This window comes from Pseudomonas sp. D8002 (assembly GCF_013385695.1).
Classification (GTDB): Bacteria; Pseudomonadota; Gammaproteobacteria; order Pseudomonadales; family Pseudomonadaceae; genus Aquipseudomonas.
Map to the genome: position 1 here is coordinate 45,092 of NZ_JACAPM010000026.1, position 12,317 is coordinate 57,408.

Annotated in this window: 15 protein-coding genes; 6 read left to right on the forward strand and 9 right to left on the reverse strand. The window is 59.4% G+C overall.

Annotation, left to right across the window (positions count from 1 at the left end):
• Positions 1 to 150 precede the first annotated feature (150 nt).
• Together HX807_RS15265 and HX807_RS15270 are read right to left on the reverse strand one after the other, a co-directional pair.
• Positions 151 to 750: an FMN-dependent NADH-azoreductase gene (locus tag HX807_RS15265; RefSeq protein ID WP_003210712.1), complete on the reverse strand. Its 600-nt coding sequence runs from the start codon at positions 748 to 750 to the stop codon at positions 151 to 153.
• 151 nt (positions 751 to 901) lie between these two features.
• Entirely contained in the window at positions 902 to 1,216 is a 315-nt protein-coding gene (locus HX807_RS15270) for a 3-phosphoglycerate kinase (RefSeq protein WP_177035903.1), read from the reverse strand.
• 49 nt (positions 1,217 to 1,265) lie between these two features.
• Here HX807_RS15270 and HX807_RS15275 point away from each other — a divergent pair, with 49 nt between their 5' ends.
• The 5 genes from HX807_RS15275 to aqpZ all read left to right on the forward strand — a co-directional run bounded on the left by HX807_RS15275 (position 1,266) and on the right by aqpZ (position 6,367).
• Complete coding sequence (locus tag HX807_RS15275; protein ID WP_003210710.1) at positions 1,266 to 2,189, forward strand: LysR family transcriptional regulator; 924 nt, start codon at positions 1,266 to 1,268, stop codon at positions 2,187 to 2,189.
• Between the two features lie 13 nt (positions 2,190 to 2,202).
• The gene (locus HX807_RS15280; protein ID WP_177050391.1) at positions 2,203 to 3,006 is read left to right on the forward strand and encodes an alpha/beta fold hydrolase; all 804 of its coding nucleotides are present in this window, start codon (positions 2,203 to 2,205) and stop codon (positions 3,004 to 3,006) included.
• 3 nt (positions 3,007 to 3,009) lie between these two features.
• Positions 3,010 to 3,573 (forward strand): peptidylprolyl isomerase A, encoded by a 564-nt coding sequence (locus HX807_RS15285; RefSeq protein ID WP_003210708.1) that lies wholly within the window; start codon positions 3,010 to 3,012, stop codon positions 3,571 to 3,573.
• An 83-nt stretch (positions 3,574 to 3,656) separates the two neighbouring features.
• Complete coding sequence (locus tag HX807_RS15290; protein WP_102605387.1) at positions 3,657 to 5,489, forward strand: ABC transporter ATP-binding protein; 1,833 nt, start codon at positions 3,657 to 3,659, stop codon at positions 5,487 to 5,489.
• 179 nt (positions 5,490 to 5,668) lie between these two features.
• Positions 5,669 to 6,367 carry an aquaporin Z gene (gene aqpZ / locus HX807_RS15295; RefSeq protein WP_008437990.1) on the forward strand — a complete coding sequence of 233 codons (699 nt, stop codon included), beginning with the start codon at positions 5,669 to 5,671 and terminating at the stop codon, positions 6,365 to 6,367.
• Positions 6,368 to 6,421: 54 nt separating this feature from the next.
• On the opposite strand, the gene HX807_RS15300 is transcribed toward aqpZ, so the two are convergent.
• The 3 genes from HX807_RS15300 to HX807_RS15310 form a co-directional block, all read right to left on the reverse strand.
• Positions 6,422 to 6,670 (reverse strand): BrnA antitoxin family protein, encoded by a 249-nt coding sequence (locus tag HX807_RS15300; protein WP_003210705.1) that lies wholly within the window; start codon positions 6,668 to 6,670, stop codon positions 6,422 to 6,424.
• Entirely contained in the window at positions 6,648 to 6,926 is a 279-nt protein-coding gene (locus tag HX807_RS15305) for a BrnT family toxin (RefSeq protein ID WP_177050393.1), read from the reverse strand. Before HX807_RS15305 ends, HX807_RS15300 begins: the two co-directional genes overlap by 23 nt.
• Positions 6,927 to 7,005: 79 nt before the next feature.
• On the reverse strand, positions 7,006 to 8,130 hold the full coding sequence (locus HX807_RS15310; protein ID WP_102605385.1) for a GNAT family N-acetyltransferase: 1,125 nt from the start codon (positions 8,128 to 8,130) through the stop codon (positions 7,006 to 7,008).
• Between the two features lie 39 nt (positions 8,131 to 8,169).
• On the opposite strand from HX807_RS15310, the gene HX807_RS31685 reads away from it, so the two are divergent.
• Entirely contained in the window at positions 8,170 to 8,325 is a 156-nt protein-coding gene (locus HX807_RS31685) for a hypothetical protein (protein ID WP_158213529.1), read from the forward strand.
• A gap of 33 nt (positions 8,326 to 8,358) precedes the next feature.
• Here HX807_RS31685 and HX807_RS15320 read toward each other — a convergent pair whose 3' ends face one another.
• From HX807_RS15320 to HX807_RS15335, 4 genes are all read right to left on the reverse strand, one after another.
• The gene (locus HX807_RS15320) at positions 8,359 to 9,693 is read right to left on the reverse strand and encodes an OprO/OprP family phosphate-selective porin (protein WP_177050395.1); all 1,335 of its coding nucleotides are present in this window, start codon (positions 9,691 to 9,693) and stop codon (positions 8,359 to 8,361) included.
• A 339-nt stretch (positions 9,694 to 10,032) separates the two neighbouring features.
• The gene (locus HX807_RS15325) at positions 10,033 to 10,266 is read right to left on the reverse strand and encodes an anti-sigma factor (RefSeq protein WP_003210701.1); all 234 of its coding nucleotides are present in this window, start codon (positions 10,264 to 10,266) and stop codon (positions 10,033 to 10,035) included.
• On the reverse strand, positions 10,260 to 10,874 hold the full coding sequence (locus HX807_RS15330) for an RNA polymerase sigma factor (RefSeq protein ID WP_008437987.1): 615 nt from the start codon (positions 10,872 to 10,874) through the stop codon (positions 10,260 to 10,262). Before HX807_RS15330 ends, HX807_RS15325 begins: the two co-directional genes overlap by 7 nt.
• Before the next feature lie 25 nt (positions 10,875 to 10,899).
• Positions 10,900 to 12,021 carry a beta-ketoacyl-ACP synthase III gene (locus HX807_RS15335; RefSeq protein ID WP_003210699.1) on the reverse strand — a complete coding sequence of 374 codons (1,122 nt, stop codon included), beginning with the start codon at positions 12,019 to 12,021 and terminating at the stop codon, positions 10,900 to 10,902.
• Between the last annotated feature and the right edge of the window lie 296 nt (positions 12,022 to 12,317).

Below are 12,317 nucleotides of genomic sequence, written 5' to 3' on the forward strand. Positions count from 1 at the left end.
ACTCAAGGCAAAAAAAACCCGACCTCGCTAAAAGCGTCAGTCGGGCGGGAGCACTCAGGAGCAAAAAGTGCAAAGGGAGGTTCGATACGCGTACTTGAAGGGTTGCGTGGAGCTATCTAAACAGCGGGCGATTATCTGACGATTAACATCTCACGCCACTTGGGCCAACAACGCCTTGGCCTGGTTCAAACCCTTCTCCTGGAAATCACCGCCCAGGTTCACACCCTCGGCATGAATGAACGTGACGTCATGGATGCCGATAAAGCCCATGACCTGACGCAGGTAGGGTTCCTGGTGGTCGGTGCTGCCACCGGCGTGGATGCCGCCGCGGGCGGTCAGCACAAAGGCACGCTTGTCGGTCAACAGGCCTTGGGGCCCGGTGGCGGTGTATTTGAAGGTCACACCGGCACGCAGCACATGGTCGAGCCAGGCTTTGAGGGTGCTGGGAATCGCGAAGTTGTACATCGGCGCGGCCATCACCAATACATCGGCGGCCAGCAGCTCATCGGTCAGTTCGTTGGAGCGGTCCAGGGAGGCCTGTTCAACCGTGCTGCGCTGCTCGGCAGGTTTCATCCAGCCGCCCAACAGATTGGCATCCAGGTGCGGAACCGGGTTGATGGCGAGGTCTCGTACGGTGATCTGATCAGCCGGATGGGCTACTTTCCATTGGCTGATGAATTGTTGGGTCAGCTGGCGGGAGATTGAGTCCTGCTGACGGGCGCTGCTTTCGATGATCAGAACACGGGCCATGATTATGTAAGCTCCATCGGTGAATGCTGTAAGGCGATGGAGTAAAGGTTAGACAGGGTCCGTTCGATTAAAAAGCGTAAAAAACTGCTATAACCCATCTAGAAATTTGTTTATAAGCGGAGTATTGCTGTACGCAAGCTCCGCTTTTGCCTTATTTCGGTGCGCAGGTCAGCTGGATACGCATCTTGATGATGGCGCGGCTGAAATTGGCCGTGGTGTTGGTGGTTTTCCCTGCCGCGACCGTGACCTTGCGCGTACGCGGGGCTTCCGGACCATTGGTAAAGCGTACCTTGCACTCCGCGTCATTGGGGCCGTAGTTGGTGAGTTGGATCGAACTGATAGTGCTGTCGACGTCTGACGCGCTGTAATCGATCTTCACGCCCTGAATGTCTTTCGTCACATCGGTACTGAATGCAAACGCACTCAACGGCAGCAACGCCAGCAGCACACAACAGAATTTTCTCATTCGGCAGTCTCCAATAAGGACCGCCAGCTTAGGACAAGAGGAGCTCATCTTGAAAGCGCCCCGCGTTACCCTTGATCAATGGCGCACCTTGCAAGCCGTGGTCGACCATGGCGGCTTCGCCCAGGCGGCCGAAGCGCTGCACCGCTCGCAATCCTCGGTGAGCTACACCGTGGCCCGCATGCAGGATCAGCTCGGCGTGCCGCTGCTGCGCATTGACGGGCGCAAAGCCGTGCTCACCGAAGCCGGTGAAGTGCTGCTGCGCCGCTCCCGGCAACTGGTGAAAAACGCCAGCCAACTGGAAGACCTGGCCCACCATATGGAACAAGGCTGGGAAGCCGAGGTGCGGCTGGTGGTCGACGCGGCCTACCCCAACGCCCGCCTGGTGCGCGCCCTCACTGCCTTTATGCCGCAAAGCCGTGGCTGCCGGGTGCGTTTGCGCGAAGAGGTGTTGTCCGGCGTCGAAGAGCTGTTGATGGACGGCATGGCCGACCTCGCCATCAGCGGGTTCATCATTCCCGGTTACCTCGGTACGGAAATGAGCGACGTCGAATTTGTCGCCGTGGCCCACCCCGAACATCCGCTGCATCAATTGCACCGCGAACTGAGCTTCCAGGATCTGGAAAGCCACATGCAGGTGGTGATCCGCGACTCCGGCCGCCAGCAGCCACGGGACGTCGGCTGGCTCGGCGCCGAGCAGCGCTGGACCGTCGGCAGCCTGCCCACCGCCGCCACCTTCGTCAGCAGCGGCCTGGGCTTCGCCTGGCTGCCGCGACACCTGATCGAACGCGAACTCAAGGAAGGCCTGCTCAAGCTACTGCCCCTGGAACGGGGTGGCAGCCGCAACCCGACCTTCTATCTTTACTCGAACAAGGACAAACCCCTGGGCCCGGCCACGCAGATTCTCGTCGAGTTGCTGCGCACCTTCGACACTGCACCACTGGACGCGCCATTCGCCGCACCGCAGCAAGCCTGAACAAGGAGTTCACGTGGCCTATTTCGAACATGAAGGTTGCACCCTGCATTACGAGGAATATGGCCACGGCGCGCCGCTGATCCTGATCCACGGCCTGGGCTCCAGTTGCCTGGACTGGGAACTGCAAGTGCCCGTGCTGTCCCAACACTATCGCCTGGTGGTGGTGGATGTGCGCGGTCACGGCCGCTCCGACAAACCCCGTGAGCGCTACAGCATCGCCGGCTTCACCGCCGACCTGGTGGCCTTGATCGAACACCTGCGTTTGCCGCCGGCCCACGTGGTCGGCCTGTCCATGGGCGGCATGATCGCCTTTCAACTGGCAGTGGATGAGCCGCAAATGCTCAAGAGCCTGTGCATCGTCAACAGTGCGCCCCAGGTCAAGGTTCGCAGCGCCAGCGACTATTGGCAGTGGGCCAAGCGCTGGAGCCTGGCGCGCATCCTCAGCCTGACCACCATCGGCAAAGCCCTGGGCAGCCTGCTGTTTCCCAAGCCCGAACAGGCCGAACTGCGGCGCAAGATGGCCGAACGCTGGGCAAAAAACGACAAACGTGCTTACCTCGCCAGCTTCGATGCGATTGTTGGCTGGGGCGTACAGGAACAACTTTCGAAAATATCCTGTCCAACCCTGGTCATCAGCGCCGACCACGACTACACCCCCGTGGCGCAGAAAGAAATCTATGTAAAACTGCTGCCCGATGCGCGGCTGGTGGTGATCGAGGATTCCCGCCATGCCACGCCGCTGGACCAACCCGAACGCTTCAACAACACCCTGCTCGATTTTCTCAAGACAGTCGAAACCACAACCCAGGATCACTGACCCATGCTGAAAAAAATCGCCTTCTTTGCCGGTTCCGTACTGTTCGCTGCCAACCTGATGGCGGCCGAACCCGCCAAGGCACCCCACGTCTTGATCACCACCACCAATGGCGACATCGAGATCGAACTGGACCCGGTCAAAGCCCCGATCAGTACCAAGAACTTCCTGGCCTATGTCGACAAGGGCTTCTACACCAACACCATTTTTCACCGGGTAATCCCGGGCTTCATGGTGCAGGGCGGTGGTTTTACCCAGCAAATGTCGCAAAAGCCGACCGAAGCACCGATCAAGAACGAAGCCAGCAACGGCCTGCATAACGTGCGCGGCACCCTGTCGATGGCGCGTACCAACGACCCGAACTCCGCCACCAGCCAATTCTTCATCAACGTTGCGGACAATGCCTTCCTCGACCCGGGCCGTGATGCCGGTTACGCGGTGTTCGCCAAAGTGGTCAAGGGCATGGACGTGGTCGACATCATCGTCAACTCGCAGACCACCACCAAACAGGGCATGCAGAACGTGCCAATCGATCCTGTCCTGATCAAGTCGGCCAAGCGCATCGACTGAAGGCTACAGGGAGTTTCGCGCGGGGCCCGCAAGGCGTCGCGCGCATTTGAACAGGAGAGCCCGCCGCGCGGGCGTCAGACCTAATGCTCTATCGTCGTTTTGAACAACTGATCGACATCTTCCGCGAACCTCCCAGCGCGGCCCCTCCAGACAAAGTCCTGCCCTTCTACGTCTATTACCTGCGCCAGGTATGGCCAAGCTTTGCCGCCTTGCTGGTGGTGGGCCTGATCGGCGCGCTGATCGAAGTGGCGCTGTTCAGCTACCTGAGCCGCATCATCGACCTGGCCCAGGGCACGCCGCCCGCCAACTTCTTCCAGATCCACGCCACCGAGCTGATCTGGATGGCCGTGGTCGCCCTGCTGTTGCGCCCGATCTTCGGCGCCCTGCATGACCTGCTGGTGCACCAGACCATCAGCCCCGGCATGACCAGCCTGATCCGCTGGCAAAACCACAGCTATGTGCTCAAACAGAGCCTGAACTTCTTCCAGAACGATTTCGCCGGGCGCATTGCCCAGCGCATCATGCAAACCGGCAACTCCCTGCGCGACTCCGCAGTGGCCGCCGTGGACGCGATCTGGCACGTGGCGATCTACGCCATCAGCGCCCTGGTGCTGTTCGCCGAAGCCGACTGGCGCCTGATGATCCCGCTGATCACCTGGATCGTCGCCTACAGCCTGGCCCTGCGGTACTTCGTGCCACGGGTCAAGGAGCGCTCGGTCATCTCCTCCGAGGCACGCTCAAAACTGATGGGGCGGATCGTCGACGGCTACACCAACATCACCACCTTGAAGCTGTTCGCTCATACCAATTTCGAGCAGAACTACGCCAGGGAAGCGATCGTCGAGCAGACCGAGAAAACCCAGCTGGCCAGCCGCGTCGTGACCAGCATGGACATCGTGATTACCACCATGAACGGCCTGCTGATTGTCACCACCACCGGCCTTGCCCTGTGGCTGTGGACCCAATCCCTGATTTCGGTGGGCGCCATCGCCCTGGCCACCGGCCTGGTGATTCGTATCGTCAACATGTCCGGCTGGATCATGTGGGTGGTCAACGGCATTTTCGAAAACATCGGCATGGTCCAGGACGGCCTGAAAACCATCGCCCAGCCGCTGGCAGTGACCGACCGGGAAAATGCCCCGCGCCTGGAAGTGCCCCATGGCGAGGTGCGGTTCGATCAGGTGGATTTCCACTACGGCAAGAAGAGCGGGATCATCAGCGGCTTGAACCTGGCGATTGAACCGGGTGAAAAGATCGGCCTGATCGGTCCGTCCGGCGCGGGCAAATCCACCCTGGTCAACCTGCTGTTGCGCCTGTACGACCTGCAAGGCGGCCGTATCCTGATCGACGGCCAGAACATCGCCGACGTCGCCCAGGAAACCTTGCGCGAACAGATCGGCATGATCACCCAGGACACCTCGCTGCTGCACCGTTCGATCCGCGACAACTTGCTGTATGGCAAGCCGGACGCCACCGACGAAGAGCTTTGGGCCGCCGTGCACAAGGCCCGCGCCGACGAGTTCATCCCGTTGCTGTCGGACGCTGAGGGCCGTACTGGCCTGGACGCCCACGTCGGCGAACGCGGGGTGAAACTCTCCGGCGGGCAACGCCAGCGCATCGCCATCGCGCGAGTGCTGCTCAAGGATGCGCCAATCCTGATCATGGACGAAGCCACCTCCGCGCTGGATTCGGAAGTCGAAGCGGCGATCCAGGAAAGCCTGGAAACCCTGATGCAGGGCAAGACGGTAATCGCCATCGCCCACCGGCTGTCCACCATTGCCAGAATGGACAGGCTGGTGGTGCTGGAAAAAGGCCAGATCGCCGAGACCGGCAGCCATGCCGAATTGCTCGCACACGGCGGTTTGTATGCGCGATTGTGGCAACACCAGACCGGTGGCTTCGTCGGAATAGACTGATTCCGTTGGTTAACCGCGACCTCAATTCCGAACAATTCTGACAGTTTTCTCTATCCCGCTGGTCTTGCGACACAATCCTGCTGTACTCCAATCAGGCCCCAGGAGGGCCCTGATTTAAGGCAGCAGGGATGCATCACAGACCCGTTAATCAGATAGAGCAATCTATTAAGGATGTGTTCATGTCACTGTTCAAACGTTCCGTTACGGAAGGACTGGGTACGTTTTGGCTGGTGTTGGGTGGCTGCGGCAGTGCGGTACTGGCCGCATCGTCCCCGGTCGGGATCGGTGTGCTCGGTGTGGCCCTGGCGTTCGGGCTCACGGTGCTGACCATGGCATTTGCCATCGGGCACATCAGCGGTTGTCACCTGAACCCTGCAGTGTCGGTGGGGCTGGTAGTGGGCGGAAGATTTCCGGCCAGGGAGTTACCGGCGTACATCGTGTCCCAGGTAATCGGCGGCGTCGTTGCCGCTGCATTGTTGTACTTCATAGCCAGCGGCAAGCCGGGGTTCGAACTGGCTTCGGGCCTGGCCAGCAACGGCTACGGCGAGCACTCACCCGGTGGTTATTCGATGGCAGCGGGGTTTGTGTGCGAGCTGGTGATGACGGCGATGTTCGTGTTGATCATCCTCGGCGCCACCGACCGTCGTGTGCCGACGGGCTTCGCGCCCATTGCCATTGGCCTGGCGCTGACGCTGATCCACCTGATCTCGATCCCGGTCACCAACACCTCGGTCAACCCGGCCCGCAGCACCGGCCCGGCGCTGATTGTCGGCGGTTGGGCGCTCCAGCAGTTGTGGATGTTCTGGCTGGCGCCGATCCTCGGTGCAGTGGTCGGCGGCATTACCTATCGATGGCTGGGCGCGGAAAAAACCGCCTGAGCCAGACAGGTTCAGCCCTGCCGATAAGGCAGGGCTGCCCTCGCCAGTGCTCTATCAGCCTTGATGTGCCTGCATATACTGGCGCAGCAACTGATTGATGCGCGTCTGATAGCCAGTCCCTTGCCCCTTGAACCACTCAAGAACGTCAGCATCCAGACGGATAGTAACTGCCTGCTTGACCGGCACACGCAATTCGGCACGACGGAAGAAGTCTTCTCCCAACTCGGGGATGTCGCTGGTATCGATCTCCCGATCGTCCATCTTAGCCAGGCGCTCCCAGTCAGTTTTCGATGCTTTCGACATAGTATTTGGCCTCCTGTTTGGTTGCTTTTCGGGCGGAAATAATGCGAATTACGTCACCCCGCCTCTCGGTGTATACAACTACACCTACCAGTAATTTTATCCAGCCAATGCTGACCCAGCGTTCTTCGTCATAATCCGTTCGAGTATCACGTTGTGACAATATTGGATGTTGAAAAATATCCGATACGTCGTTGAAGTCTATGCCGTGCTTGCGGATGTTTATTTGGTTTTTGGATTCATCCCACTCAAAACGCATGGTGCATCCTGTATTTACTTTTGTACATACACTATAGCGAAGTGCTCCCGCCCTCGGCACCTGTCAACCGATCAGTGGTTCAGCCCTGCCGATAAGGCAGGGCTGCCCTCGCCTCCTCGGCATATGCCAGGATCCCCACGCTTTCGCGCTCCAGGAAATCCGCCACGGCGGTCTTCAATCCCGGGTGCCGCAGGTAATGCCAGGAGTGCGTGATCACCGGCTCAAACCCGCGAATCAACTTGTGCTCGCCCTGGGCGCCGGCGTCGAAACGCTGCAGGCCATGGGCAATCGCGTAATCCATGCCTTGGTAGAAGCAAGTCTCGAAATGCAGCCGGTCGAACTCGGCCAGGCAGCCCCAGTAACGCCCATAAAAACTGTTGCCGCCGATCAGGCTGAAGGCCATGGCCACCGGCCGTGAGCCTTGCTTGGCCAGCACCACGCGAATCGCCTCGGGCATGCGCTCGGCCAGCAGACTGAAAAACGCCCGGGTCAGGTACGGCGATTGTCGGCGTATGGCGTAGGTATTGGCGTAACAGGCGTAGACAAAATCCCACTGCGCCTCGCTCAACTCATGACCTTGCAGCCACTCGAAATCGATGCCCTGCCCCGCCACTTGCTCGCGCTCCTTGCGCATCTGTTTGCGCTTGCGCGAACTCAGCGCGTCGAGAAAGTCCTGGAAGTCGCGGTAGCCGCGGTTTTGCCAATGAAACTGGCAGCCCAGGCGTTGCAGCCAACCCGGCTGCCGGGCCAGTGCGGTGTCTGCGAGGGCGTCGGTAAAGTTGATATGGGCGCTGGAAAGGCCTTCGATTTCCAGGTAACCGGGCAGGCTTTTAAGCAATTCGAAACCGTCCTCGGCGCTGGCGGCCAAAAGGCGCGGGCCGCTGACCGGGCTGAAGGGCACGGCCGTCAGCAATTTCGGGTAGTAGTCGATGCCCGCCCGCTCGCAAGCATCGGCCCAACCGTGGTCGAACACGTACTCGCCATAGGAATGCCATTTGCGATAGCTGGGCAACGCGGCAATCAGCCGTCCACCTTCATAGTGCAGCAAATGCTCGGGCTGCCAGCCGGAGTGCGGGCCGATGCTGGCGCTGTCTTCCAGGGCACTGAGGAACGCATGGCGCAGAAACGGCTGATCGACGGGGACCAACGCGTTCCATTCATCGGGCGCAATCTCGGACAGGTTATTCAAACGTTGTAACGGCATCCCATTCCCCGACGGTCACGGCTTTGTGTAGGAGCGAGCGTGCTCGCGATGATCGTTAACGACAACGCGACCATTCTGACAGAACGCGGTGATCTCGGGTTCTTCGCGAGCAAGCTCGCGCCTACAGGACTCGGCGCAAAAAAAAGCCCCGCCAAACGGCGGGGCAAACCAAATGAGGAGCGCTTTGACGGATGAAGAAAGAGCGCTTTGGAGCGGTATTACAGGTGCCTAGAACACGTATTGCACGCGGGCCACGATGGCGTCGCCGCTGTCGTCGCCATTGGCGTTCTGGATCTTGTCAGTGCTGACCTTGAGGTAGTTGACAGACACCTTCACCGCTTCGTTGGCGTACCAGTTGACACCGATGGTGTTCAGGCTTGCCTTGGCGTCACCCACTTCACGGGTCGCGCTGTTACGCACCACGTTTTTGTCGTCAACGCTGATGTTGTCGTAGCGGTAGAACACTTCCCACGCACCGAACTGCTTGTTCTGCGGCTTGATGGTGTCGAACTTGGCGCCGTCGAGTTTGTAGACCCGGGACTCGCCGGTCAGCGTGTAGGCCACCTGGCCGTAGAAACCCGTGGCCTTCACATCCTGATAAGCGCTGCTGTCGGCCTTCATCTTGCGGTTCAGGTATTCGGCCTGCAGGGACAGCGGACCGCGGGCGAAGGCAAATTCGCCGCCGAACACCGTGTCGGTGTCGTAGGCGTCGTTCGCGGTCAGGTTGCCGGAGTCCAGCCCTACACCGCCGCCGAAGGTCGCACGGTTGCCGTTGGCCCCGGCATCGTTACCGCCGTTGGTGGCAACGCCACGAGCGTCCAGGCGAGGACGGATCCGCGAGTCGAACGAGGTGTCCTTCAGGTCACGCACCGCCACGTCCACACCCAGGTGCAAAACGTTGCCGCTGTCGTGCATCGGCGCAAACACGGCACGGCCGTTGAACTGCTTCACGCCTTTGCCGTCCTTGTCGTTGATGTCCTTGGACGACACGCTGGAGGACAGGTAGGCCATGTCAGCCACCACGGCGCTGACCTGCAGGCCCATGCCGTTCTCGTGGGAGTTGATCCAGTCGGCGACTTCATAACCGAGGTTACGCTCGATGGCGGTCACCCACTTGGAACTGGTGGCTTTTTCCAGGCCGAAGTCCTGGTCGAAACGACCCGCGCGGATCACCACTGGCTTGAAGCCTACGTACGAGAAGGACGCTTCGTCGAAGTAGCCATCATCGGCATTGCCGGAGTTGTGGGAAAAGTCGTAGTTGATCTGGTATTTCCAGTCTTTGTACACCGTGCCGCCCAATTCGAGGTAGGCGCGTCGGAAATACGTGGCGTCCGCCGAGTTGCCATTCTTGGTGTAAAAGCCATCAAACGTGCCGTAATCGGCCTGCAAACGACCACCCAGCTTGAAGCTGAAATTCTGGTCGGTGGTTGCAACCTCAAGGCCGCCCTTGGTTTTGACAACGATATCGGCGCCGTCAGTTGTGACAGTACCGGCGAAAGCCTGGGCGGTGACAGCCAGGGCCAAGGCGCTGGCCGCGAAACCGGCGAAGTGCTTGCGGATCATCGAAGAATTCCCCTAATTGATGGTCTTGTGCATTGGTAAAACACGCGGTTTAGAGCCGCTGGTGTTGGGGGGCGATCTTGGCGAGGGGATATTTCAGCCGGGTTGCTGGAACATAAAGATTTTGTTACTCGGGAACTTTTTAATAGCCATTCGAAATAAGCCAGAGCCTACGGAAATCAAGGCTCCAGCCCCGGAAACTGGTGAAAATGGCAGATGATACAAAATGTAAAAACACCCGAGAAAAATGAAATATTTTTCATCTTGGTTGTTTTTTGAGCAAAAAAAAACCCGCATCTTTTATCGATGCGGGCTTCGTTTCAGTGTGAAAAGTGATGGATATTATTGGTCGCGGGAGCGCTCGGCGGCCAGGCGTTCGGCCAACGCATCAACATCGGCGATAGGTGGCTCGGGCAGGATCTTCAGCGTCGCCTGCATCAAGCGCATCTGCCGGATAAAGCGCCGGCAGTTGGGGCAGAACATCAGGTGATGGCGCACCAGCAGGCGCTCGCGAAAGGTCAGTTGCCCATCGAGATAGTCACTGGAACGTGCCACTTGTTCCTTACAGGTCAACATTCGCCGGTTTCCTCAAAATGCTCCACCGTGGCGAAGACTTTAAGCCGTGCTCGATGCAACAGCACACGAACATTGGAGAGCGATAGCGTCAGAAGATTACAAATCTCCTCCAACTCCAGCCCCTGGCGCTCACGCAGCAGCAGTACGCTGCTTTGCAGTTCGGAAAGACTGGCCAGCGTGTGCTCCAGGCAATTACGCAGTTCGTCTTCGGTTAGCAGCGCTTCGGGAGTGTCCTGATGCCAGGCAAACGGCGCGACGGCCCAGTGGCCATCGTCGGGCACGAAGCGATCATCACCGATGGTGCCATGGGGCGCCGGCAAGTCATCGAGCAGTACTTCCCGGCGGTTCTGCTTGTAGCGGCCCTTTGCCGAGTTGGCAGTAATGGTCAGCAGCCAGGTCTTGAGGCTGGAACGCCCCTCGAACTTCGCCAGGTTACGCACCACCGACAGCCAGGCGTCCTGCACCACCTCGTCGGCATGGCGCTGGCCAACAATGGCATAGGCCACCGCGCGCATAGCGCTCTGGTAAGTGGTGACCAGCTCCTTGTAGGCCCGCTGCTCACCCTTGAGCAATCGTTCAAGCAGGTGCGCGTCGTCCGCTGCTGCCATTCAAGACCTCGATTTCAAAACATGATCAGCGTTTGCGCAGGATCACGCTACCAATCGAATACCCTGCGCCAAACGAGCTAAGCACAGCCACAGCGCCCTTCGGCAAGTCGTCCTGGTAGGTGTGGAACGCAATCACCGAACCCGCCGAACTGGTGTTGGCGTAAGTATCGAGGATCACCGGCGCCTCTTCCACAGAAGCCTCGCGGCCCAGCAGTTTCTTGACGATCAGGTGATTCATGCTGAGGTTGGCCTGGTGCAGCCAGAAACGCTTCACATCGCCAACATTCAGCTGGTTTTCCGACAGGTGCTTGCCGATCAACTCGGCGACCATCGGGCAGACATCACGGAAGACCTTGCGGCCTTCCTGCACGAACAGCTTGTCCGGGGCACCAATCCCCTCTTCCGCCGCGCGGTTGAGGAAGCCGAAGTTATTGCGGATGTTGTTGGAGAACTTGGTCAGCAACTTCGTGCTCACCACATCGAACTGATGCTCGGAAGTGGCCAGGTCGGCCCGCTCCAGGATCACGGCGGTGGCCGCATCGCCAAAGATGAAATGGCTGTCGCGGTCGCGGAAGTTCAGGTGGCCGGTGCAGATCTCCGGGTTGACCATCAGGATCGCCCGCGCCTGGCCCAGCTGGATGCTGTTGGCGGCGTTCTGGATACCGAAGGTCGCCGAGGAACACGCCACGTTCATGTCAAAGCCAAAACCCTGGATACCCAGCGCTTCCTGGACTTCGATGGCAATCGCCGGGTACGCCCGCTGCAGGTTGGAACAGGCGACGATCACACCGTCGATATCGGCGGCGGTCTTGCCGGCACGCTGCAACGCTTGCTCGGCAGCACTGACGGCCATCTGGCAGAGGATCGACCATTCGTCGTTGGAGCGCTCGGGCAGGCGTGGCGCCATGCGTTGCGGGTCGAGAATGCCGGCCTTGTCCATGACAAAGCGGCTCTTGATGCCCGAGGCCTTCTCGATAAAGGCGGCGCTGGATTCGGTCAGGGCCTCCACGTCACCGCGTTCAATGGCGGCGGCGTTATCCAGGTTGAACTGTTGCACGTAAGCATTGAAAGACTGCACCAGCTCTTCGTTGGAGATGCTGTTGGCCGGGGTGTACAGGCCTGTGCCGCTGATGACGACGTTATGCACGGTCGTTCCTCTAAATCTGTTCAGGCAGAAGGGTATTGGTACCGTCGTACCAAACCGTAAGTAGTTTTATGCCGCCCAGCGGCCTTCAAACTGGAAACGCTTTATTCCATCGCGCCACGGCTGCACCAGCCCAACTCGACGATCCCGGCATTTATAACCGCGAAGTTTGCCACAACATCGGACACTTGGCGCCTATCCCGCGCAAACACCTTCCCTGTGGCGAGCGAGCTTGCTCGCGCTGGGTCGCGAAGCGGCCCCAATAAAGTGACCCGGGTGTTTCAGAGAGACCTTATGGG